We start from the raw sequence: 21,916 nt of genomic DNA, 5'->3' as shown, positions 1-21,916 counted from the left end.
TTGTTGTTATCGGCCTGCGCTTACAGCGTGGTGATGATGAGCAGGGCGCCCGTCAGTAATAGCAGGGTATAGACCAGTTGCTTGAATCGGTTCTCGTTGACCCGGTGATGCAGAAATTCGCCAATCACTACACCGGCCAGCAGCACTGGCAGCATCATGCCAATGCGGGGCAGTGCTGGCAGCAGGCTGCCATCGAGTGCAAAGACCACTGTCAGCAGGCCGTTGAGGCTCAGCCAGACGCTGATCAGCGTGGCGCGAAAGGCCGATTTCGACAGTTGCGTGCCGGTCAGCGCGTAGACCAGCAGCGGTCCGCCCGAGGCGAACAGGCCGTGGGTGATGCCCGCGACCAACATCCAGCTACGGGTCCACCCGCTGCCGTGCTGACTGACCTTTAATCCCCGGATGCTGCGCCACAGTTCTCTAGCCGCAAACCAGATAACCAAGGCGCCAAACAGGATTTGCAGGGTGTTGTCACCCAGTGCCGGGCGCAGCAGATAGCCCAGCAGTGTGCCGCCCACCATCAATGGCAGAATCATTTTCAGCAGGGTCGGCCAGTGAATATGCTGGCGGTGGCGAATGGCGAGATAGCTGGTCATACAGATGTTCAACGGCACCAGTACCGGCAGCATGGCGTCAATGGGCAGCAGCAGGGCGCCCAATGAAAGCGCGATGACAATGCTGCCAAAGCCGGTAATGGCCTCGATGCCAAAGGCGATAAAAATACACAGGCCCAGCCACATCCATGGGTCCATTGTGGTCTCCAAACTCAAATCTGTTGCAATTCCACCGCAAACTTGCGGCGCATCAGGGTGTGAAACAGTCCGGGGGCCAGTCGCCACAACAGGCTTGCCAGCCAGATTCCCCGGTGCGGGAAGAGCTGAGCCTGACCGCGATCCATGGCGCGCAGAATCGCCGTCGCCAGCGGGGCGGCTTCGCCTATGCCACCGATGGTGGAGCGGGCGTGTTGCGCTTTGCCGCCATCGGCGCCCAAGGCATTTTGCTCAATGGAGGTGTTCACAAAAGCGGGGTAGACCATCAACACCTTGACGCCGTTGTCTTTCTCTTCCGCGCGCAGCACTTCAAAGAACTGTCCCAGCGCCGATTTGGCGCTGCAGTACGCCGCCCGGCCCAGCACCGGCATCCAGCCCGCCATTGAACCGATATTGATAATGCAGCCGCGCTGTTGGCGCAGTGCGGGAAGCAGACCGACCGCCAGCTCAACCGGTGCCTGCCAGTCGATGGCCATGACCTTGCGAAACACTTTGGGGTCGGTATTGCCTGCCAGTGAGCGATGGGTAATTCCCGCGTTATTGATCAGTACATCCAGTTGCGGCAGCTGCTTTGCTGCGTCGAGGGTGGCGGCAATGCCGCTGGCTTCGGACAGATCCGCCACGCAGCTCAACACCCGCGTCGGATCATTGAGTGTGGCCTCGCGCTGCGTGAGCAACACGGCATCGCGATCGACCAGCAGCAGCCGGTCGCCCCGCGCGAAACACTGCTGCGCCAGTTCCCAGCCCAGTCCGCTGGCGGCGCCGGTAATGAGGACGGATTTCGTCGGCGCTGTCATCGAAACGGCCATCAGAGTTGCCCTCGCTGGCGAGCGTGATCGAGAAACAGTTCGAAGGTTTGCGCGGAACTCAGTTGTGGCTGGTAACCGAATTCCTCTTTGAGTCGGCGGTTACTCAGTACCGGGCGGTAGCGCAGAAACTTGACCTGCACCGGAGAATAACGGCTCAGGCGCAGTGCGTGGCCAACCGTCAGCGCGGCGCGAATCAGTCCGGCCGGTAAATTAATCAGGGGCTTGCGCAGTCGCTGAGCGACTTCGCTGATGGTCAGCGCGCCGTCGCCCGCAAGGTTGTAGATGCCCTCGCGATGTTCCCGCAGACCTTTTTCGATCACGGCGACCAGGTCTTCGTCCCAGATAAACACGAAGGGCGATCGGGAACCGCGAATGCCCAGTACCCGTTTTTTCTCGAACAGATTGGTAATCTGATTGCGGGTGTTTTTGCCAAGTACGGTGCCGGGGCGCAGCACCAGTTGCTTCAGTTCCGGATGCGCTTGGCGAACCTCGGCCAGATACTGCTCCACCAGATATTTGTGCCAGGAATAGGGAATTTCGCGATTGCCGCGCAGGGCGTCCTGTTCATCCAGCCATTCCGGTGAATCGGGGTGATAGCCGTAGGCGGCGCCGGAGCTGGTGACAATCAACTGACTGACACCATTGGCAAGACAGGCTTCGACCACATTGCGAGTGCCGTTCACATCGATATCGTAGTCGCGCTGTTCGTCGCCACTGCTTTCCAGCACCGAGGCGAGATGAACGACCTGAGTCACACCATATTCGCGAATAATATTCGTCAGCACGGCGTCGCGAATATCGCAGCAAATGACTTTGCCATAGGCCTGTTGTGGTTCGCGGATATCCACGCCCACCACGGTGTGCGTTTTACTCAGGCGCTCGGCCAGTTTGCTGCCGATATAACCGGCGGCACCGGTAATCAAGATGACGTCAGACATGTCGCCTCCGCAGTTTTTGACCAGTAGAGCGCGAGCAGCAGGCCGACCAGCAGATGCCAGAAGCTCCAGAACCCGGCAATCAGCATCATGCCGCCAGCGTTGGGGAAGAAGGTGAATATGATCGACAGCCCCAGCGCGGAATTCTGAATGCCGACTTCCATGGTGACGGCGCGGCGCTCGTTTTGAGGCAGGCGAGCGGCGCGGCTGGCAAGATCGCCGAGCAGCAGAGCGCCGAGGTTTTGCAGGGCGACAAAGATCAATATCTCATCGGCGTACTCCGCCGCTGCCTGCTGATTGTTGATAAAGGCAATCGCGACAAACACCACGAAGACCATAAGCGTGACGACGCGCATCGGTTTCTCTGCACGCTCGGCCCACTGCGGGTGGCGCTTGCCCACGGCCATACCCAGCAACATGGGAATCACCAGTACCAAGGCGACCAGTGTGAGTATGCTGAGCGGCTCGAGGGAAATATCCTGTAACAGTGGCCGGGTAAGCGGGTTGAGGTAGCCGTAAAGCGCAAAATTCAGCGGTGTCATGACGATGGCCGCCAGGCTGGAGACCGCCGTCATACTGATCGACACCGGCACACTGGCGCGGCCGATCCAGGTCATGATGTTGGAGAAGGTGCCGCCGGGACAGGAGGCGATCAGGATCATCCCCAGCGCCAGTTCCGGTTCAACCCCGAACCACCAGGTCAGCAGGCCGGTGGCCGCGGGCAACAGCAGGAATTGGGCAATCAGACCGGCGACGGGGGCTTTGGGTTTGCGAATGACCCGCAACAGGTCTTCACCTTTCAGTCCCATGGACACGCCAAAGATCATGCCGGCGAGAATGCCGTTGAGAACGATCAGATTCTGTGTGCTGAAACTGATGGGAACCGATTCATACATAACAGCGTCTCTCGCGTCTGGGCAGGGTTAAACTGCGTTTGCCGAGCGCGATGTGCGGTTATCCAGATCTGCCCTCAGCGAGGCCGTGTGTTGCTTCAGCGCCTTGCGATAGCTGTCCTTGTGAACGTAGTAAGCCATGCGCTCCAGCTTGAGATAGTTATAGCCGCCATCCAGGCGTTCGCCACCAAACCGGCGAATGCGACTTTGCAGCGCGGCGGCAGAGGCTTTGCCGTCGCGCAGTTGGCGAATATACAGCGCAACCGTTTCCGCCTGTTCGTTGCGACCTTCCCAACCGAGGCCGGTGGCTTCAATCATGCCCATCAGAAACAGGTTGTCGCGCTGCGGATGAAAGCAGTTCAGATAGAGCGACGGCGCATCGCCACCGTTCCAGTTGAGCAGGGCTTTGTCGATAAACGGATAATGCAGAAGGTAGCCGGTGGCCATCAGAATCAGGTCGTAGTCCTGCTGGTGGCCATCGCTGAAGGTGACGGTTTTGCCGTTTACGCTGTCGATGCCTGAGCGTGCCCGGATATCGCCATGACCGAGATGGTGCAGTACCAAGGAATTGATGACCGGATGGGACTCATACATTTTGTAGTCGGGTTCGGGCAGGCCGTAGTCTGAGGGCTTGCCCACCACCATGCGTACCATGGTCGCATCGACTTTTTGTTTCATGGCGCGTGGCAGCGGTGTTTTGCCGCCCAGCGTGTCGGTGGGGCGGCCGGCAATAAACTTCGGCAGGAAGTAGTAACCGCGGCGTACGGAAATATCCACGCTGCTTGCACGGTGCACGGCATCGACCGCGATATCGCAGGCGGAATTGCCGCAGCCCACCACCAGCACGCGTTTGCTTGCAAAGACGTCGGCGCTGCAATACTGCGCCGAATGCATCAGTTCGCCCTCGAACTCACCGGGCAGGCTCGGCATATTGGGCTCATGCAGCGTGCCATTGGCGATCAGCACGCCATCAAAGTTCTCGGTTTTTTCAACGCCGTCTTTTGCGGAAGTCAGCGACCAGCTGCCATCGTCGTTGGGCGCCACAGACACGACGCGGGTGTTAAAACGGTAGTCGGCATAGAGATCAAAATGTTTGGCGTAATCGCGAAAGTACTGACGCAGCTCGCTGTGATGGGGGTAGGGTGCACCATCCCCCATGGGAAATTCCGCGTATTCCGTCATTCGCCGCGACGAGATCAAATGGGCCGATTCGTACATGGTGCTGTGGGGATTGTCGATATCCCAGAGACCGCCCACATCGGCGTGCAGCTCAAAGCCGACAAAGGGAATATGGTATTTCTTCAGATTGCGAGCGGTGGCAAGCCCCATTGGGCCTGCGCCAATAACGGCGTACATGCTGTCGACTCCGGGCAAGTTGTTATGCTTTTATGTCTCGGTTAGCGCGAGAATAAGAATACGCATTCCCGGCAGCCCTGTGATGGCTTATTCGGGACGCAGTAAGGGCGATTCAGGACAATGTTAGAACAGACGTCAGTCACTCTGTCGTATACCCAGGGCATTCTGCAGGCGGCGGAACGCAACGGGATTTGTCTGCCGTCTGACTTATGTCAGCAGGCGACGGCCCAGGGGCGAACGCCCATGCACATTCAGGACGAGGTTTGGGAGCACTACTGCGCAGCGGCCGACGACCCGCTGGCGGGACTGCGGCTGGGTCTGAATCTTCAGGTTGGCCATCTGGATCTGGTCGGCATGTTGCTGATGAGTTGCGAAACCCAGGGGGAAGCACTGGACCTGCTGCTGGAGTATCACCCCATTGTCGGTGAGGGCGGCGACTTCTCTCTTCGTCACCGCGGACAACACTGCCTGTTGAGTTACGAACCCCACTACCAGATTCGCCAACGCGAGCGCGTCGACGCTGTGCTGGCTTGTGTGCTGAATATGGCGCGTTGGGTGACGGGCGGGTATTTTGAAGCCGAGGCCCTGCAGCTGACGATGCCGGAGCCGCCAGCGGAAGAGAAAGCCCTCTACGAAAATTTGCTGAAGGTGCCGGTGAAGTTCGACCAGGACGGCAACGCGCTGGTATTTGCTCCCGGCTTGCAAGCCACACCGTTGATACAGGCAAATAAAGCCATGCGTGATCAACTGCGATTACTGGCCGATCAGATGCTGGCGGAGCTGGAGCGCATCGGCCTTAGCGCACAGGTCCAGAACCTGATTCGCGAGCAGCCCCGCTGGGGTAAAGAGCGCATCGCCGAGCAGTTGGGGATGAGCGGTCGCCACCTTGTGCGAAAACTGCAGGAGGAGGGCACCACCTTCAAACTGCTGCGCAGTCGCCTGCTGCAGAAGATGGCAGAGGAACAGTTACTGGCGGGAGAGCCGGTCAGCGATGTCGCGTCGGCATTGGGTTTTTCCGATGAAAGTGCCTTCAGCAAAGCCTTCAAACGCTGGGCGGGGATGACGCCTGCGCAGTTTCGCTGCTGAATGCGGATCACGCCGCCTTCGATCATACTGGCGTTCAGGTATTGGCCTCGCTCATGACTGGGCGTCGGGCGTTTTTAGGCGGTGATGGCACTTATCGACAATCGAAAAGGAGGCGCCGGGTTTTCCGGACACCTCCTTTCTTTCAAGCACCGCAGAGGCTTACTTGACGTCGGTCAGTCGCAGGTAGGGGCGCAGTTCATCCCAGCCCTGCGGGAACAGGTCTTTCGCCTCGTCGTTGCTGATGCTGGGCGGAATGATGACCTTGCCGCCCGGTGTCCAGTCTGCCGGGGTGGCAATGCGCTTGGCATCGCTCAGTTGCAGCGAGTCGATGACCCGAAGAATTTCCGTGAAGTTACGGCCTACGCTCATTGGGTAGGTCATGGTCAGGCGGATTTTCTTGTTGGGGTCGATGATGAACACCGAGCGCACCGCGGCAGTTTCGCTTTCACCGGGGTGAATCATTTCGTACATCTGCGCGACCTTGTGGTCTTTGTCGGCAACAATGGGGAAGCGCAGGCTGGTGTTCTGTGTGTCGTTCACGTCTTCGATCCATTTCAGGTGTTCTTCCACCGAGTCGGTAGACAGGCCCAGCGGTTTGACATTGCGGGCCTCAAACTCGCCGGAAAGCTGCGCTGTGCGGCCCATTTCCGTGGTGCACACCGGGGTAAAGTCGGCGGGGTGGCTGAAGAAAAACACCCAGGAATCACCGGCCCAGTCGTGGAAATCAATATCACCGCTAGTGGTGGCAATCTGGAAGTTGGGGGCGGTATCACCAAGTCGTAAGCTCATTGTATTCACTCCATTGTGGGTAGCATGAGTAGTGCGTGTCTGTATATATACTTTTACGGAATAAGCTAATAATCGTAAAGAATATTATTCCTATCGAAACGATAGGCGTTTGATCGGTATCAAGCATTGTGCAATGGCTGGCGTTGCACGTTAAGGCTGTGAGGTATTCCGGTATTCAGTGAGAAGGAAACGTGGGGCGCCTGTTGCCAAGGCAAACGCTTCTCGTGTTATAGACGCTGGGTGGTGTCAGTGCAATGCGACGGAGTGGTGAAGCGCTCCCCGTAGACGGGGAGCGCGATATCAGCAGGTAGTTGCCTCAGAAAGTGTAGCGCGCGCTTACGGCGACGGAGCGACCCGGTTCCAGCAGTGGTTTCACCGTGGTGAATTCCTGTCCGTAACTGGCGCGATCGGTGTACGCGCGGTCTGTCAGGTTATCGACCTCCACTCGCAGCGACAAACAGGAAAGGACGGCATAGTCGGCGTAGAGATTGACGACCGTGTAGCCCTTTTGCTTGGCGCCACTGTCGCGGGTGTCGTCATTGCCCAGTGCAACTTCTGCGCTCATTCCCAGCATCAGTTGGTCCGCCAGCAGTTTGAGTTTGCCATTCAGCGTGATCAGCTTGCCGAGCGGAGCGGTAAAGTAGTTGCCGTCGTAAGAGCTTGCCGGTTCGCCATCTTTCTCAGACTCGATGTCGGCGTATTTGAGAGAGAGCTCAGTGAGCGCAGTGTTATAGCTGAAGGCGAGGTCATAGCCGTCAATGTCGAAGTCAGCGACCAGCGCAGAGCCGCCGCTGTAAGACGGTACACGGCCATTTTCGATCTTGGTGCGGTAGCGGTTGGCTTCCACCATGATATCCCCCAGCAGCAGGCGCAGGCCGACGGTATAGTTGCTGGCATCAACGGCGTTCAGATCGCGGTAATCCCAGGCGCTGTTCAGGATAAAGTTTTCGGCTAAGGCAATCCCGCCCCACACCTTGGCATACCCCGCGTTGACGCTGAGCATATTGTTGACGCGATAATCGGCAAATACATTGCCGCTGCTGCCGGAGTCACTGTGATCCGAGCCGTCAGTGCCGGTAAACGACTCTCGGTCATGCCGCAAACCATAAGACAGATCCAGTGTGCCGTCCGCCAGTGTCTGCCGAAGCTGAATAAAGGCCCCGGTGTTGTCGGCCTTCTCTTCGAGTGTAGGGGAACCGGCGGACATGAATGCCGCGCGGTCATCGTAGTAATCCAGGCCAGCAGTGATCTCGCCAAAACGGCTGTGAAAGCGGTTTTTCACGGTTGCGGACTGGCTTTCCGTCAAACCGGTGTACACCAGTGTGGTGCTGGGGGCGGCAAGCGGATGTTCGCGCGTTTCCAGTTCCGTCTCACTTTTGGCCAACGTAATGCTGGGGTTCCAGAGGCCGCTGCCGGTTTCACGGCTGTAGTTAAAGGTCGTGTTCTCTCTGGTGAGATCATAGACCCGTGACTCGGGGACCGGGCGCCCCGCAGTCAGTCCGACAAAGTTGGCGCGATAGGGTCGAAGTGAGTTGTCATTGACCCGCTCATGAGACAGTTCGAAGCGGTCCTGTTGCTCGGTTTCGTAGGCGACCTTTATCAGTCGACTGAGCAAGTCGGGAGCGGTAAAGCGTACCGTGTCTCCCTCGCCATTCTCATAGCTGTTGCCATTGCTGTGATTGAGGAAAGCCAGTGCTTCCAGCCCCCCGCTTTTACCGTACAGCGAGCCCGCCGTGGTGAGTTGGTCGCCGTTGGACGCATAGCGGCCATTCAGAAAGCCGCCAAGCGATTGACCGGGTGTGAGCACATCGGCGACATCGACAGTTTCATATTTCAGGCTGCCACCCAGAGCGCCGGGGCCGTCGTCGGCCGCCGGGACACCCGCGGAGGCACTCGCCGCTTTTAGCAGTGCCGGATCAATCAAGTTGGTGGCGTTGTGGTGAAAGACCTTGTTGTTCTGGCGTGCGCCATCGACCGTGACCAGCATGGCACTTTCTTCCACGCCGCGGACATAGACTTTCTGATTGACGGGGATTGAGCCGCCAACGGCAACGGCAGATTGATCGCGAAATACGTCCTTAATACTTTGCGGTTGCTGTGCCTGCAGCTCCTCATAGTTATAGCCGAGGGTGGTTTGGGTGCTGGCGGGGCTGGAGGCGCTGATGGTCAGGGGCGGCAGAGTCGTCGTGCCTTCCTGCGTCTGGCGAATACTGTAACCGCCGCCATCCTGTCGGGTCGCGGTAAGTGACGTTCCCGCCAGCAGACGCATCAGCGCGGCATCCACCGTGAATTCTCCTTGCAGCCCCGCGCTCTGCTGGCCGCGGACCAGCTCACTGGGAAACATCAGAACAATGCCCGCCTGGCGTCCCAGCGCATTCAATGCCTGCTCGAGTGTGCCTGCAGGAATCTGATATCGCTGGACGACCGTTTGCGCGGACGCCGCCTGGGCGGTGATGGGCAACGCCAGAGGGGCACTTAACGCCAGCGCGATAAGCGATGGGCGAAACAGATGCCAGTGAGGAAATTGCGATGACATGATGTGATCCTTTCGACAATGAAATAGAGGTGCTTACCTCTACTTGTCGGATGAGCGCCGAAAATGGCTCAGCGATCTCAGTATTTTTTTAAACGGGCAGGAGCGTGATCCAGTAACGGGTGACGCGTCGTTGACGGATAGGCAGCGCGTCACTTAATGCTTCCAGCACCTGATCGGTTTGGCTGATCGGATAGGTGCCGGAAACCGGATAGGCGGCCAGCGATGGATCGAGGCGAAGGATGCCGGGCCGGTAGCGTTGCAGCTCGGCGATAAACTCGGCCAGCGGCATGTCGCGAACCACTATCATGCCGTCAATCCAGGCGGCTTCGTCCTGACGCACTGCTGTTAAAGGGGACCACTCATGCGCGGTGAAACGGGTGGCTTGGCCTGCGCTGATCAGGCAACTGTTTGAGGCTTGCGCGGGGCGTAACCGTGCTTCTCCCTCATAGACTGCCAGCCGGCAGTTATCCTTGAACTGGCGTAGCGCCAATCGGGAGCCAGGAGACAGTTGAATGTGGCCGTTCGGGCTAAGCAGGCTTATTGGCTCGTCGCCGTTTGCCTTGCTGGAGACATGGATTTCTCCCTCCAACAGTGACAGCGTCGAGTGTGAGTCGTCCAGTTGAATGGCTGTGTTGCTGTTTAATACCACCGTTGTGCCATTGTTAAGCGTCAACTTGCGTTGCTCGCCGGTCGCGGTGTGGATATCTGACTGCCATTGCCGGATCAATCCGCTTTCTCGGCTGACGTAGGCGACGGAGCTGGCGATCAGTATTGCCGAGAAGCCTTTCAGAACCGTGCGGCGTGAAGGACTTGTCGCCGTCAGCGTATCTTGAGCCAACTGGGCGTGTTCGGGGTTTGCCAGCAGACCGAAGCGACCACTGAGCTGTTCAACCTGTTGCCATGCCTGCAGGTGCTCGGGGGAAGCCGCGCACCAGTTGGCGATGTCTGCCCGGATTTTTTGAGGTTGCTGCGCGTCCTGCAGGGCCAGAATCCACTCAACCGCTTGCTGGACAACGTCGGGCGCAAAGTCGTTTCGGATATGGCGGCTCCCTGGCGATTTCTGTGCTTGCATCAGTGGTCGCTGTCCAGTGCGAAATAACATTGCGTATAGGCGCGGACCAGATGACGCTTGACGGTACTCAGTGATATTTCCAGCTCCTCGGCGATCTGGTGCTGTTTGCACCCGCTGAGTTGTGCCAGTAAAAATGCCCGCTTGACGACGATGGGCAGGCCGGATAGACGTCGATCTATCTCTACTAGGGTTTCCAGCAACAGGTGCTTCTCTTCCGGTCCGGGAGCGTATTCGTCGGGCCGGTTTGCCAAGGCTTCCAGATAGGCTTTTTCAATGTGTTCGCGGCGCCAGTGATCAATCAAAACGCGCTTGGCAATGGTTTGCAGGTAGGCGCGAGGCTGTTTTAAAGGCGTGTATTCCCCTCGCGTCAGCAGGCGCAGGAAGGTGTCGTGCATCAGGTCGGCGGCTCTGTCGCTGCATCCCAGCTTGCCACCCAGCCAACGCTGTAACCAGTTGTGGTGGTCGCTGTATAGATCACGAACGTTGGCAGTTATGGTGGCATCGGTGCCCGGCACAGCGGCTTCCTCTGAAGATCTTTTTAGATGATAATGATAATAAGTCTCATTATATGGCTTGGGCGTGTACCGATGCAATCGCTGTCGTTTCTGCAGGGAATGGCCCGAATGCAGAAGCCCGCGGGCGAGAGCCGTTGAGGCGCGGCTAGCGCTGGGTGGTGATGGCTGCGCACTATTGGGCCTGATACAGTAAAAACAACGGTGCAGAGGGAGTCTGCGCCACAGTGTGCTGACAGGGATGTGATGATTTTGATACCGCTTCTGCGTATACCCCGCTTATTGATTCTCTGCTTTCCCTTGGGACTGTTAGCCGCTGAGACGCCTGCCAGTTGCGGGTCCTACGCGCACCCTCAAGCCCTTACCGCCACACTCCAATACACTCAGCGACTCGCCATGGATAAGCAGTTTGACGCGGCAATCGGTGAACTTGATCGCGCGGTGCAAGCCGCGGATTCGCCGAATACGGAAGCCTCGCTGCTGATGTTTGCCGGCAGTCTGTCTCGTGCATCAGGCGACTTGGCGCGGGCTCACGAGTATCTCGCTCGGGCGATGGCGCTCGCGACGCCCTCGAATATGCTGCGACACCAGATTCTGGCAGAGCAGGCTAATGTGCTGCTGGACAAAGGGCAGTACGCGGCAGTGCTTGATCTGTATGAAAATGCCGCTGTTTGCGACGGGCCTTTCGTCAAACCTTCCTTCGAGTTGGGGCTGGCCAAGCTGTATCTGCAGGATTATGACGGCGTTAGGCGCATCACCCGGCAAGCCTTCCACTACTTGGAGTCGGTCCTGCCGACGCTTCCCTTAGTGCTGGATGCGCTATTTGAGGAAGAGCGAAGATGGGGTGTGCTGGCCATGCATGCAGACTGCTATGGCGAGGCGAAAGCGGCCTGCGCGCAGAGCTGGTGGCGTGTTTTACATCTGGTGAATCGCGGGCCGAAAAGCGAATGGGCGAGGGCGTCTCTCGAAGATCATGTGCAGCGTTTGGCGTCCTGGCCAGAGGGTGATGCGGTAGTGAGGCGGGCTCGGGCAATCCAATTTTTGGATGACAAGGGGAAACTGGTTCCAGGCAAGCTGCCGCTTGTGCCCCAGACAGATTTTGACGTGAAGTCCTTCAGAATTCCGACGTTACCGCGCAGAGTGGCGAGCGGGGAGAGCTGGGGCTGGGTCGTGCTCCATGTGCTTGTGGACCATAAGGGGCAGGTGGATGACGCCGAGGTGATCTTTGCTCGCCCGGCGGAAAAAGGCTTTGAGCGGCCGTCAGAGCGAGCTGCCAGAACCACCACGCTGCGTATGGTGAAGCCCGTGGCGGAGGGTGAAACGGTGCGGGTACTGATGGCGATCATCTATAACCCCGGAGGGGTTATGGTCTGGCCCGCACAGTGACTTCCCTGCTGTTTTATTCGCTAAATCAGCGAATATAGACCGCCTCAAAGCGCGCCAACGGAGCCATGCGCGCGCGGTTAAGGCTCAGTGTTTCGTTGCTGATACTGAAGTTGTCGATACTGCGGAGCATATCCATGAATGCGGCTTCAGTTTCCCGGCGGTCGGGACAGGCCATCATAGTCGATGCCAACTGGGTAAAGCGCAGTCGTGACGCGGCGGCATCCAGCTCATAGCCACCGAAGAAACGGTTGCAGCCAGCGTAGCCAGTGATCCGTCCGGTTTCACTGTCCAGCGAAAAATACGGCGTTTGGGGCGATGGTTCCAGGGCTTTGCCATTGAGTTCCACCAGAGTCCAATAGCGCCCGGTAACGCCATCGGCAAGCTTGTTCAGCGCGTATTGATTGGCAAGAGCCCCATGAATGCCTGCGCCATTCTGATTGAGGTGAAGCAGGCGATTTTCAGCCACGAAATAGCGGACGTCCTGCTCGGGCAGTGTGATGGTGTGACCGGCTTTGTTCCACTCGATGCGCCCCTGAGCCGAGAAAATGTCATCGCTCCGCCCCAGATATTTTGACTGGCTGGTGTAGTGACCGTCGCTGCGCAAAACGACGACAGTTTCTATGCCCGCACAGTCGGCGCAGGGCAGTACGCCGCGATAGACACCCATCCAGTCCAGCGCATTGCGGGCATTGTGCGCCGAGTCGGGGTATTGCTCAGGCGTATTGCTGCAAGCGCTGATCAGCAAGGTGACTGCGATGAAAAGGGATAGAAGAGAAGTGCGTGTTGTCATGGTGAAGTCAGTCTCGAAATGGAATACAGCAAAGTCTATCAATGATAAACGGCGCTTGCAGTGACAATCCTGTCGCAGGCGGGTTCCTGCTGGAGCGTGCGGTTTTGATGGTGAGCGGTCGCGTACTTACAATGCGTGAACACGGTGATAGAGAGTCAGGCATAAGGTGAGCGTAATGATGTTAAACGTACTCGTTGTCGGTCTGCTTGTGATGACATCGGCCTGGAGCCAGGCCGATGAAAAGGCCACGGTCGGGTGTCCCACCCCGCAGTATGTGTTTAGCTGGAATCTCAGTGGCCCCTGTTTTGACGCCCCCCGTGGCGGCACCACACAGGGAGCGCCGGTGACACTGTCAACTGAGCCAAGTGCAGCCTGGAAGGCGTTGCAGGCACCCGGCTTAAGCGATTTTGAGCGGGATCGCCGAGCCATTCTGGCAATGACAGGGGGCTATCGCGCCAGCTTCGAGTTTGTTGAAACCATGGGATTCAGTGCCGATTACACGCCGGCGCAGCCATATCAAAGCTGGGGAACAGAATATATCTACGTTGTGGAAGATCGCGGCGACTTCATTAGCCTTCAGCACATCATGGTGATGGTGTTTCAGAATGAGGAAGGTCGTCTCAGTGAGCCGATGGTCATGAAGCACTGGCGTCAGGACTGGCAGTATGAGGGACACGAGCTGTTGGCCTATGTGGGGAAAGCGCGCTGGCAGCGCCAGCGCCTGAGTCGCTCAGAGGCCAAGGGTCGCTGGGTGCAGAGTGTGTATCAGGTCGATGATTCACCGCGCTATGCTTCGGTGGGACGCTGGCAGCATACCGGTAGTTTTTCCGCCTGGGAGAGTGAGACGACCTGGCGGCCTCTGCCGCGTCGTGAATCGAGTGTGCGGAGTGATTACCAGGTGCTGGAGGGCGTCAACCGACACGTCATTCTGCCAAGCGGTTGGGTGCAGGAAGAAGAAAATCTGAAGCTCGTTCTGGGCGACAAGGCGCAGCCTGCCGCGTATCTCGCCAAAGAACTGGGCAATAATCGATATCAGCGAATAGTAGACTTTGATTTCAGCGAGGGTGATCGCTATTGGCGGGAAACCGGCGCCTATTGGCAGTTAGTGAGACAGCAGTGGACGCAGATGTTTGATGCACATCCGGGCTTCTCTTTGCGCAAAGTGAAAGACGGCAAGCCACTGTTTGCGGCGTTATTTGAATTGGCTGATAAGTATAAGGGCGGCGCTTTTTCAGAAGCGCCAGCCCAACGAGCGGTTGCTCAAATACTGGATGATTACCGGCGGGAGTAAGTGCGAGCTATTGCGGGGGGGCTTTTTCCGGCCATCGCCACAGCCAGATTAATACGGCGGCCATGCACAGCAGCGTGACGACCACACTGATGCGGTGCGACACGGTCAGCACCAGAACCAGTGCGGCGATACTCATAGTGAAGGTGGTCGCCAGTTTTACTTTGCGAGGCAAATAGCCTTGCTGCCACTGTTCGAGAATTGGACCGAATATCCGGTGCTGCGTAAGCCAATTGTGAAATCGCGGTGAGCTGCGCGCAGCAGCCCAGGCGGCAATCAGCAAAAACTCCGTGGTAGGCAGACCCGGCAAGATCACACCCAACATGGCAATACACAGGCTGACGACGGCCAGCAAGAGCAGCAGGTAACGCAGCGGACCTTTTGCCTGGGGCGGTGTCACTTCTGGGGTAACCTCAGTTGTCATGATATCGGGCAATAGCGCTCCACGTAGGATAATACCTGAGTGAATGCCGCTTCGGCGCCATTGTTAGCGCGTTGTTGCTCTTTATCGTCCAGCTCAATGGCATCCAGTTGCTGCATAAAGGCGCGCCAGCTAGGCGCTCTTCCTTCAGGATGTGGCGCCAGATGCCGGGCGCCGAAGTCGGCGCTGAGGTCCAGTTTGCCCGCCATTTTAAACAGGATGGCGCCACCGAGGTTGGAGCCTTCTTCGACATACAGCCAGCCAATAGCCGTGGGGAGATCGATTTGCTCGCCGAATACCGGGGGCATTTCCGGCTCAGGTAATGCCTGCCCGAGATCTTTCAGATCCTGTGCGACAGCGGCAAATCGTCCCCGTTCTTTGAGACCGGGTAACAGAGTGTTGAGCGAGGTGTTGTCAAACAGGGCGGCTACATCCCGGTGAAAACAGTACTGCACTTTAAGAAAAGCCGCATAGCGCTCGCGGCCCGAAAAGGGGCTGTATGCCATGATGCGCTTGTCCAGCACATCGTGAGTATCGTGGGTCAGGGCGCGGAAACGAGCACAGTGGCCCGGGCTTACAGTGGTGGTCATAGCATCTTCCTGTGATGGTGAAATAGACACCCGCCGAGATTGATTGCGGTCGTGTGTGGATAGCGGTGTCTCAAAAACAGTAAACGAGCGAGTGCGCCGTATTTTTCATCGCATGGATTGCCGTACTGCGGCAGCAGTCCGGTCAGGAGTGGCGCGCGCATCGGTCGCGAGGTACTGGCTGGTCCGGAGGTCTTTGGACATGGCGGATCAATAAATAGGTATAAAGGATAAAATGAGAATCAATTTCATTTTAGGGTTTGGCTTTCGCAAATGCAAACGGTTTGCGCGGTGTGAAACAGTGGTCTCGTGAAGCCTTGGCAGGCTATTGCCGGTGAGCTGGGGGTATCTCGCTGGAGAGGGAGGGATAAACGAAAGAAGCAGTGACTTGGCACTGCTTCCGGGAGAGAGGGGCTCTATGAGCGTTTTCGGTGGGGATTACACCAGAAGCCCGGTCAGACGCCCTGCCTGAACAGGGCCAGTACCAGCAGCAGTGCGAGGAACAGAACGACCCACGCCACCATGCTGCCAATACTTGTGTTGCGCGCCAACAATCCGCTATCGCTGTTCAGCGTGGCAACGCGTTGCAGGAAAGCGCGGAGCCATTGCATGGCGGTGGCGCGGATTCCCTGATCCAGTTTTACGACGACGCTACCCACGCCACTGATGACTTTCGGTGCCAGACGGCGATACAGCCAGTCGCTGTCCAGATTTACCGAACGTATTTCCGGCGGGTACCAGCCCTTGCGTATCAGTACACAGAAGGCCAGCGCGGCAAACATCAGCAGCTGCAGCTGGGTGATGACGTGGTAGCTGGTATACGGGGCGTAATCCACCGGGTAGGGCAGAATCGCGTACAGTGGCTCCGGCCAAATGCCGATGCCAATACACAGAAAGGCGGTAATCCCCATCGCCAGCAGCATGTTGAGTGGCGCTTCTTTTACCCGGTGACCCGCATCGTGATAGAAGAAAGAGAAGAACGGCACCTTGATGCCCGAGTGATCCAGTACCCCGGCTGAGGCAAACAGCAGCACGCCCCATACCAGCCAATGGTGCTCGGCGGCCGCCGCCGTGAGGATCATTGATTTGGTGACAAAGCCGGAAAACAGCGGGAAGGCCGAGATCGACATGCCGCCGATAATGCAGAATACGGTAGTCCAGGGCATGGACTTGTAGAGACCGCCCAGCTCGCTGGCTTTTACGGTGCCCACGCGCAGCAGCACGGCGCCCATCGACATGAACAGCAGCGCTTTGTAGAGGATGTGGGCAAAGGCGTGAGCCGCCGCACCATTCAGTGCCATCTCGGTGCCCAGACCCACACCTACCACCATAAAGCCGAGCTGGTTGTTCAGGCTGTAGGACAGCACCCGCCGCAGGTCATTTTCGATGACGGCGAAGAAGATCGGGAAGGCGGTCATCACCGCGCCGATGGTGATCAGTATTTCTTCCCCGGCAAAGCCGCGTGCCAGTGAATACACCGCCAGTTTGGTGGTGAAGGCCGACAGCACCACCGTGCCGGTGACGGTAGCCTCAGGGTAGGCATCCTGCAGCCAGTTATGCAGCAGCGGGAAGGCGCACTTGATACCGAAGGCCAGGAAAATCAGCCAGGCACCGGGGGCATTCAGGCCCAGATGATCGAAGGCCAGCGAACCGGTTTCCCGGTAGTAAATAATCGCCCCGGCCATCAGCAGCAGGCCGGAAATCACTTGAATAATCAGGTAGCGCAGGCCCACCTTGTAGGCGCGTGGTGTGCGATTGGCCCAGATCAGCAGCACCGAGGACAATGCGGTCAGCTCCCAGTAAAGGAACAGGGTCAGCAGATCGCCCGCCAGTACCGCACCGATGGCAGCGCCGGCGTAAATCAGCGCCGCAGACTGTTGCATCCGGTCTTTTACATGCCAAGCGTAAAGTCCCGCCAGCATGGCGGCAATATGGAAAATCACTCCCCAGACGAAACTCAGACCATCGACTCGAAGGGTGGTCAGGGCCATGCCGTACAGTGTTACGGCACCGTGTTCGCCCTCGGGCAATTGCCAGAGCATCAGCAGGCCCAACGCCGGCGTGACAATCGCCAGCGGTCCCAGCAGGCGCGCGGGCAGTCGAATCGCCAGCAGGCCCGCCAGCATCATCAGCAAGGCGGGGTTCATCAGCCAATCATTCACCATAGTAGTCCTCGCTGCGTTTCAGCAGGCGACGCAGCGCCTTGGCAGAGAACACGATGAAGCAGTAGGCCAGAAAGCCATAACCGGCGTAGAAACCGAACCAGCTCTCGGCCGCAAAATGGGGATGCTTTTCGTAGAAGAACTCGGCCAGTACCAGCAGGCCACAGATGATCCACACGGCATAGACAATCTTGTCGACATTGGCGGGCTTCTCGAACCAGCCCGGCTCGTTGGGCGTTTTCATCAGAGGTTCATCCCTTGCAGAAATTGCTGGATCGCGCCGGCATAGAAAAACAGCAGCAGGCAGCTCAGTGCGGTAAAGCACAGCGCCAGTAACGATGGCCACGGCGCTTCACCGCCGTGATGGTCGTCGTGCCCCGCAGCGGGTTCGCGCAAAAAGGCGCGGGCCGGCAATTCCAGCAGATACACAATGTTCAGCAGAGAACTCAAGGCCAGCACGGCGATAACGAACAGGTGACCGCTGTCCACAGCGCCGAGCATCAGTGTCCACTTGCTCCAAGTACCGCCCGTGGGCGGCAGACCGATAATCGACAGCGCGGCAATGCTGAAAGCGACAAAGGTATAGGGCATCTTTCTGCCAAGGCCGTCGAGTTCGCTGACCAGAGTTTTGTGGGCGGCGACATAAATGGCACCGGCACAGAAGAACAGGGTAATTTTACCCGCGGCGTGCATGGCAATGTGCATGGCGCTGCCGATGACGCCGGTAGCGCTGGCCAACAAGACGCCCAGCGTGATGTAGCCCAGTTGGCTGATGGTGGAGTAGGCCAGTCGCGCCTTGATATTGTCCTGCCGCATCGCGACCAGCGAGGCCAGCAAAATACCGGCGGCGGCCAGGTACAGCAGGTAGTCGGTCATTACCAGTTCGCTGAGGGTGTCCAAACCGAACACATAGACCAGAATCTTCACGACGCTGAACACCCCGGCCTTCACGACAGCCACGGCGTGCAGCAGGGCGCTGACCGGTGTTGGTGCGACCATGGCGGCCGGCAGCCAGCGGTGGAAGGGCATCATGGCGGCTTTACCGATGCCGAATACAAACAGCGGCAACAGCAGACTTAGCAACCAGACCGGCGCGTCATCCGGCAGAATGCCGCCGGGCGTAAACGAGACAGTGCCACTGATAAAGCTGGTGATAATGATTGCAGGCAGGAAGAAGGCGATAGAGGTGCCCATCAAAATGCCCAAATATACCCGTCCGCCATGGCGGGCTTTGTCGGTGCCCGCATGGGTGACCAGCGGATAGGTCGCTAACGACAGCACTTCGTAAAACACAAACAGCGTCAGCAGGTTTTCGGCATAGGCAATGGCCATGACGGCCGATAACGCCAATGCAAAACAGGCGTAGAAGCGCGTCTGGTTCTGCTCGTTGTGACCGCGCATATAGCCGATGGCGTAAACCACCGTTACCGGCCACAGGGAGCTGGCGACCAGCGCAAACAGCAGGCCCAAGGTTTCCACCTCAAAGCTCAGGCCCAGGCCCGGCAGCATGTCCAGCCAATGTGCAGCGGGGGCAGGGCCCTGCTGATGGGCTTGATACAGTGCGATATTGACAGCGAGCAGCGCGATGCCGCTGAGCACCGATACGGCTTCGCGCAGGTTCGGGAAGCGCCCGGTGGCGGCGATTCCCACTGCGGCAAATACCGGCAGTGCTATAGCGAGGTTGATCAAATCTGCGGGGCTGAACATTATGGCGTTCCTCCCATCAGCGTCATCGCCGCTTCAGCCGTAATCACCACCGGCAGACGGGTATCGATACCGAAGTAGAGGTTGCCGATAATCAGCAGCCAAATCGGCAGCAAAAACGGTAGCGGTGCCTCTTTGACAGTGAGTGCGGTTTCGCTGGGCTTCTGGAAATACAGGGTTTCCACCACGCGCCAGATGTAGGCGATGGCGAGCAGCGAGCCGAATACCACCAGAAACGCGACAGGCCAGCGGCCCTCTGCTACGGCGGCGCTCACCAAATACCACTTGCTGACAAAACCGACGGTAAGGGGTACGCCGATCAGGCTCAGACCGCCCAGCACAAAGCTCATGCTGGTCCAGGGCATTTGTTTGCCCAGCCCTTTCATGTCGCTAAGCTGCGCACTGCCTACGCGATAAATCATCGCTGCCAAGGCCATAAACAGAGCCGCTTTCATTAATGCGTGATTGAACAGGTGCAGCAGCGTGGCTTGCAGTCCCATCGCGGTGCCCAGGCCAAGGCCAATAATCATGTAGCCGATTTGACCGATACTGGAGTAGGCGATGGCGCGTTTTATATTGCCCTGATAGATGGCTGCTGCAGAGGCCATAAAGACTGCCAGTACACCCAGTGCGACGAAGATGTCATACAGGGGGAAGTCCCCGGCGCGGAAGTTGGCGGGGAAGACCGTGTACGTGAAGCGAATCAGCAGGTAGACCGCCACCTTGGTCGAGCTGGCCGCCAGAAAGACAGTGACAACCGAGGGGGCCTGACTGTAGGCGCCGGGCAGCCAGTTGTGCAGCGGGAACAGCGCCAGCTTCAGGCAGATGCCCACAATGATAAAGGCATACGCTGCGACGACGGTGTAGGAATCATTGATGGCTGGCAGTCGCTGGGCCAGATCGGCCATGTTCAGTGTGCCGGTCATCATGTACATGAAGCCGATGCCGATCAGGATAAACGTCGCGCCGATGGTGCCCAGAATCAGGTAGCGGAATGCGGCCCAGAGGGCTTTGCGGTCCTTGCCGAGTGACACCAGTGTGTAGGTCGACAGCGAGGAAATTTCCAGAAAAACGAATACGTTGAAGGCATCGCCAGTGGCCAGAATCCCCAATAGCCCGGCCAGGCAAAGCAGCCAGGCGACGTAGAAAAAGACCTGCTTTTCCGCGGCGATTTCCCGGCTGATGCTTGTCTGCGCAGCAAGAAGTGCCAGAGTACTGCTACCGGCAACGATTAACAGCAGCCAGGCGTTGAGCAAGTCGATGCGGTATTCAATTCCCCAGGGGGCATCCCAGCCACCGAGCGCATAGCTGATGGTTCCGGTGTCGTAGACCTGCAATAGCAGCAGTGCCGCCATGAAAAGGCTCAACATGCTGACCAGCAGCGAGAATGCCCAGGCCAAACGGGCCCGGCCTAGAATAAGGCAGGCAGGTGCGCCCAGCAGGGGCACAATAACCTGAAGTATGGGTAAATGGCTTAACACGAAGGATCTCGCCGTTGAATGTCGTCTTCTTCAATACTGCCGTAGGCTTTTTTAATGCGCAGCACCAGGGACAGGCCCAGTGCGGTGGTCGCGATGCCGACGACAATGGCGGTAAGAATCAGTACATGGGGCAGGGGGTTTGAGTACAGCGCCACGCTGTCGCTGAGAATGGGAGCACTGCCCCCCGACACCTTGCCCGCACTGATATACATGATGAATACAGAGGTCTGGAAAATGTTCAGGCCAATCAGCTTCTTCACAAGATTGCCTTGTGCAATGACCACGAAGAAGCCGATCATCATCAGGGCGATCACCACCCAGTAGTTGTAATGCGTCAGAAACTGGCTCATTGCGCGGTATCTCCGCTGTCTTTATTGCTGAGCTGTCCGATGAAGCTGTAGAAAATCAGCACCATCACCGAGGCAACGGTGATGCCGACACCGGCTTCAATAACGATAATCCCGAGATGCTGGCCGGCAATGGGATCTGCCAGCAGCACGTTGTAGTCGAGGAAGTTGCCGCCACTGAGCAGAGACACCACGCCCACCGATCCATAGAGCAGCGCTCCCATTGCCGCGAGAACGCGCAAGAGGTTTTCCGACAGCACCTGACGGGCCAGGTCGATGCCGAAAAACAGGGTATAGAGAATCACCGACGCCGCGAAAATGACCCCGGCCTGGAAGCCGCCGCCCGGACCGTAATCGCCGTGAAATTGGACATAAAAAGCAAACAGCATGATGGGTGGAATCAGAATCTTGCTGACGACGCGCAGAATTGTGTGGTGCCGGGCACCGTCGTCGCGGGGGCCGCTGGCGGGTTGCGCGCCAATACTCAGCAGTGACATCACGCCAATACCCGCGGCAAACACCACCACGACTTCGCCGAAGGTATCGAAGGCCCGGTAGCTGGCCAGCACTGAGGTGACGACATTGGGAATGCCGATCTCGCCGTAAGAAGCTTCAAGGTAACGGGGGGCAACATGCTGATGAACGGGGGCATCGGCGGTGCCGAAAGCGGGCATGTCGATGGTGCCGACAATCAGCAGGCCGCCGGTGATGATTACCAGAATCAGCGCCGGCAAGCGGTAGCTGCGCTGGCAGGTTTCGTAGCGACCGACCATGGCCAGCGTCAGCAGCATCAGCAGCGGTGAAATACCGGACCCTACAGCGGCTTCGGTGAAGGCAACGTCTACGGCGTCCATCAGCACAAAGAAGCTGGCAGACAGGAAGCCGTAGATCCCGGTGAGCATCACTGACACCAGCAGGTCGCGACTGACGACAATGCCGATGGCGGTGGCCAGCAGCAGGCTGAGCAGTGAGATATTGATAAACAGTTCCAC

At 58.0% G+C, this 21,916-nt stretch carries 21 protein-coding genes; 3 read left to right on the top strand and 18 right to left on the bottom strand.

The window, feature by feature from the left end:
• Positions 1 to 20: 20 nt before the first annotated feature.
• Genes G411_RS0103480 through G411_RS0103460 form a run of 5 tightly spaced genes read right to left on the bottom strand, consistent with a single transcriptional unit; the run spans position 21 to position 4,763 of the window.
• Positions 21 to 752, bottom strand: a complete 732-nt coding sequence (locus tag G411_RS0103480) for a sulfite exporter TauE/SafE family protein (protein ID WP_028968116.1) — start codon at positions 750 to 752, stop codon at positions 21 to 23.
• A gap of 14 nt (positions 753 to 766) precedes the next feature.
• On the bottom strand, positions 767 to 1,579 hold the full coding sequence (locus G411_RS0103475; protein WP_022957782.1) for an SDR family NAD(P)-dependent oxidoreductase: 813 nt from the start codon (positions 1,577 to 1,579) through the stop codon (positions 767 to 769).
• Positions 1,579 to 2,517, bottom strand: coding sequence for an SDR family oxidoreductase (locus tag G411_RS0103470; RefSeq protein ID WP_022957781.1), 939 nt, complete (start codon positions 2,515 to 2,517; stop codon positions 1,579 to 1,581). The genes G411_RS0103475 and G411_RS0103470 overlap by 1 nt, the downstream gene beginning before the upstream one ends.
• Positions 2,499 to 3,410 carry a bile acid:sodium symporter family protein gene (locus tag G411_RS0103465; RefSeq protein ID WP_028968374.1) on the bottom strand — a complete coding sequence of 304 codons (912 nt, stop codon included), beginning with the start codon at positions 3,408 to 3,410 and terminating at the stop codon, positions 2,499 to 2,501. The genes G411_RS0103470 and G411_RS0103465 overlap by 19 nt, the downstream gene beginning before the upstream one ends.
• Before the next feature lie 27 nt (positions 3,411 to 3,437).
• Positions 3,438 to 4,763 carry a flavin-containing monooxygenase gene (locus tag G411_RS0103460; protein WP_022957780.1) on the bottom strand — a complete coding sequence of 442 codons (1,326 nt, stop codon included), beginning with the start codon at positions 4,761 to 4,763 and terminating at the stop codon, positions 3,438 to 3,440.
• A gap of 120 nt (positions 4,764 to 4,883) precedes the next feature.
• Here G411_RS0103460 and G411_RS0103455 point away from each other — a divergent pair, with 120 nt between their 5' ends.
• Positions 4,884 to 5,849, top strand: coding sequence for an AraC family transcriptional regulator (locus G411_RS0103455; protein ID WP_022957779.1), 966 nt, complete (start codon positions 4,884 to 4,886; stop codon positions 5,847 to 5,849).
• Between the two features lie 159 nt (positions 5,850 to 6,008).
• Here the strand turns inward: G411_RS0103455 and G411_RS0103450 are convergent, their stop codons facing one another.
• From G411_RS0103450 to G411_RS0103435, 4 genes are all read right to left on the bottom strand, one after another.
• A complete protein-coding gene (locus tag G411_RS0103450) occupies positions 6,009 to 6,638 on the bottom strand; it encodes a peroxiredoxin (protein WP_022957778.1) in 630 nt (209 codons plus the stop codon).
• A 316-nt stretch (positions 6,639 to 6,954) separates the two neighbouring features.
• Positions 6,955 to 9,174: a TonB-dependent receptor gene (locus tag G411_RS0103445; RefSeq protein WP_022957777.1), complete on the bottom strand. Its 2,220-nt coding sequence runs from the start codon at positions 9,172 to 9,174 to the stop codon at positions 6,955 to 6,957.
• Positions 9,175 to 9,262: 88 nt separating this feature from the next.
• Positions 9,263 to 10,246, bottom strand: a complete 984-nt coding sequence (locus tag G411_RS0103440) for a FecR domain-containing protein (protein ID WP_022957776.1) — start codon at positions 10,244 to 10,246, stop codon at positions 9,263 to 9,265.
• Positions 10,246 to 10,761, bottom strand: a complete 516-nt coding sequence (locus G411_RS0103435; RefSeq protein ID WP_022957775.1) for a sigma-70 family RNA polymerase sigma factor — start codon at positions 10,759 to 10,761, stop codon at positions 10,246 to 10,248. The genes G411_RS0103440 and G411_RS0103435 overlap by 1 nt, the downstream gene beginning before the upstream one ends.
• Before the next feature lie 393 nt (positions 10,762 to 11,154).
• Between G411_RS0103435 and G411_RS0103430 the strand changes: the two genes are divergently transcribed.
• On the top strand, positions 11,155 to 12,144 hold the full coding sequence (locus G411_RS0103430) for a tetratricopeptide repeat protein (RefSeq protein WP_022957774.1): 990 nt from the start codon (positions 11,155 to 11,157) through the stop codon (positions 12,142 to 12,144).
• Positions 12,145 to 12,169: 25 nt separating this feature from the next.
• Here the strand turns inward: G411_RS0103430 and G411_RS0103425 are convergent, their stop codons facing one another.
• Positions 12,170 to 12,934 carry an META domain-containing protein gene (locus G411_RS0103425; protein ID WP_022957773.1) on the bottom strand — a complete coding sequence of 255 codons (765 nt, stop codon included), beginning with the start codon at positions 12,932 to 12,934 and terminating at the stop codon, positions 12,170 to 12,172.
• A 175-nt stretch (positions 12,935 to 13,109) separates the two neighbouring features.
• Here G411_RS0103425 and G411_RS19185 point away from each other — a divergent pair, with 175 nt between their 5' ends.
• Positions 13,110 to 14,225 carry a DUF6607 family protein gene (locus G411_RS19185; RefSeq protein ID WP_022957772.1) on the top strand — a complete coding sequence of 372 codons (1,116 nt, stop codon included), beginning with the start codon at positions 13,110 to 13,112 and terminating at the stop codon, positions 14,223 to 14,225.
• A 7-nt stretch (positions 14,226 to 14,232) separates the two neighbouring features.
• Here the strand turns inward: G411_RS19185 and G411_RS0103415 are convergent, their stop codons facing one another.
• The 8 genes from G411_RS0103415 to G411_RS19175 form a co-directional block, all read right to left on the bottom strand.
• On the bottom strand, positions 14,233 to 14,622 hold the full coding sequence (locus G411_RS0103415) for a YbaN family protein (protein WP_211218288.1): 390 nt from the start codon (positions 14,620 to 14,622) through the stop codon (positions 14,233 to 14,235).
• A 20-nt stretch (positions 14,623 to 14,642) separates the two neighbouring features.
• A complete protein-coding gene (locus G411_RS0103410) occupies positions 14,643 to 15,233 on the bottom strand; it encodes a biliverdin-producing heme oxygenase (RefSeq protein ID WP_022957770.1) in 591 nt (196 codons plus the stop codon).
• Between the two features lie 452 nt (positions 15,234 to 15,685).
• Entirely contained in the window at positions 15,686 to 17,395 is a 1,710-nt protein-coding gene (locus G411_RS0103405) for a Na(+)/H(+) antiporter subunit D (protein ID WP_022957769.1), read from the bottom strand.
• Positions 17,385 to 17,636 carry a hypothetical protein gene (locus tag G411_RS22025; RefSeq protein WP_028968373.1) on the bottom strand — a complete coding sequence of 84 codons (252 nt, stop codon included), beginning with the start codon at positions 17,634 to 17,636 and terminating at the stop codon, positions 17,385 to 17,387. The genes G411_RS0103405 and G411_RS22025 overlap by 11 nt, the downstream gene beginning before the upstream one ends.
• Positions 17,636 to 19,099, bottom strand: coding sequence for a proton-conducting transporter transmembrane domain-containing protein (locus G411_RS19180; protein WP_022957768.1), 1,464 nt, complete (start codon positions 19,097 to 19,099; stop codon positions 17,636 to 17,638). The genes G411_RS22025 and G411_RS19180 overlap by 1 nt, the downstream gene beginning before the upstream one ends.
• Positions 19,099 to 20,577: a monovalent cation/H+ antiporter subunit D family protein gene (locus tag G411_RS0103390; RefSeq protein WP_022957767.1), complete on the bottom strand. Its 1,479-nt coding sequence runs from the start codon at positions 20,575 to 20,577 to the stop codon at positions 19,099 to 19,101. Before G411_RS0103390 ends, G411_RS19180 begins: the two co-directional genes overlap by 1 nt.
• Entirely contained in the window at positions 20,571 to 20,927 is a 357-nt protein-coding gene (locus G411_RS0103385) for a cation:proton antiporter subunit C (protein WP_022957766.1), read from the bottom strand. The genes G411_RS0103390 and G411_RS0103385 overlap by 7 nt, the downstream gene beginning before the upstream one ends.
• Entirely contained in the window at positions 20,924 to 21,916 is a 993-nt protein-coding gene (locus tag G411_RS19175; protein WP_022957765.1) for a DUF4040 domain-containing protein, read from the bottom strand. The genes G411_RS0103385 and G411_RS19175 overlap by 4 nt, the downstream gene beginning before the upstream one ends.

Source organism: Spongiibacter tropicus DSM 19543, from assembly GCF_000420325.1.
GTDB lineage: Bacteria > Pseudomonadota > Gammaproteobacteria > Pseudomonadales > Spongiibacteraceae > Spongiibacter > Spongiibacter tropicus.
This window is presented reverse-complemented; position numbering and strand designations above follow the sequence as displayed.

What these genes read in the sequence shown, in the direction of transcription:
- G411_RS0103475 (WP_022957782.1), bottom strand. Translation starts at nt 1,579, where the DNA reads ATGGCCGTTTCGATGACAGCGCCGACGAAATCCGTCCTCATTACCGGC.
- G411_RS0103430 (WP_022957774.1), top strand. Translation starts at nt 11,155, where the DNA reads ATGGATAAGCAGTTTGACGCGGCAATCGGTGAACTTGATCGCGCGGTG.
- G411_RS0103480 (WP_028968116.1), bottom strand. Translation starts at nt 752, where the DNA reads ATGGACCCATGGATGTGGCTGGGCCTGTGTATTTTTATCGCCTTTGGC.
- G411_RS0103470 (WP_022957781.1), bottom strand. Translation starts at nt 2,517, where the DNA reads ATGTCTGACGTCATCTTGATTACCGGTGCCGCCGGTTATATCGGCAGC.
- G411_RS0103440 (WP_022957776.1), bottom strand. Translation starts at nt 10,246, where the DNA reads ATGCAAGCACAGAAATCGCCAGGGAGCCGCCATATCCGAAACGACTTT.
- G411_RS0103450 (WP_022957778.1), bottom strand. Translation starts at nt 6,638, where the DNA reads ATGAGCTTACGACTTGGTGATACCGCCCCCAACTTCCAGATTGCCACC.
- G411_RS0103425 (WP_022957773.1), bottom strand. Translation starts at nt 12,934, where the DNA reads ATGACAACACGCACTTCTCTTCTATCCCTTTTCATCGCAGTCACCTTG.
- G411_RS0103465 (WP_028968374.1), bottom strand. Translation starts at nt 3,410, where the DNA reads ATGTATGAATCGGTTCCCATCAGTTTCAGCACACAGAATCTGATCGTT.
- G411_RS22025 (WP_028968373.1), bottom strand. Translation starts at nt 17,636, where the DNA reads ATGAAAACGCCCAACGAGCCGGGCTGGTTCGAGAAGCCCGCCAATGTC.
- G411_RS0103460 (WP_022957780.1), bottom strand. Translation starts at nt 4,763, where the DNA reads ATGTACGCCGTTATTGGCGCAGGCCCAATGGGGCTTGCCACCGCTCGC.
- G411_RS0103445 (WP_022957777.1), bottom strand. Translation starts at nt 9,174, where the DNA reads ATGTCATCGCAATTTCCTCACTGGCATCTGTTTCGCCCATCGCTTATC.
- G411_RS0103455 (WP_022957779.1), top strand. Translation starts at nt 4,884, where the DNA reads ATGTTAGAACAGACGTCAGTCACTCTGTCGTATACCCAGGGCATTCTG.
- G411_RS0103405 (WP_022957769.1), bottom strand. Translation starts at nt 17,395, where the DNA reads ATGGTGAATGATTGGCTGATGAACCCCGCCTTGCTGATGATGCTGGCG.
- G411_RS0103385 (WP_022957766.1), bottom strand. Translation starts at nt 20,927, where the DNA reads ATGAGCCAGTTTCTGACGCATTACAACTACTGGGTGGTGATCGCCCTG.
- G411_RS19180 (WP_022957768.1), bottom strand. Translation starts at nt 19,099, where the DNA reads ATGTTCAGCCCCGCAGATTTGATCAACCTCGCTATAGCACTGCCGGTA.
- G411_RS0103410 (WP_022957770.1), bottom strand. Translation starts at nt 15,233, where the DNA reads ATGACCACCACTGTAAGCCCGGGCCACTGTGCTCGTTTCCGCGCCCTG.
- G411_RS19185 (WP_022957772.1), top strand. Translation starts at nt 13,110, where the DNA reads ATGATGTTAAACGTACTCGTTGTCGGTCTGCTTGTGATGACATCGGCC.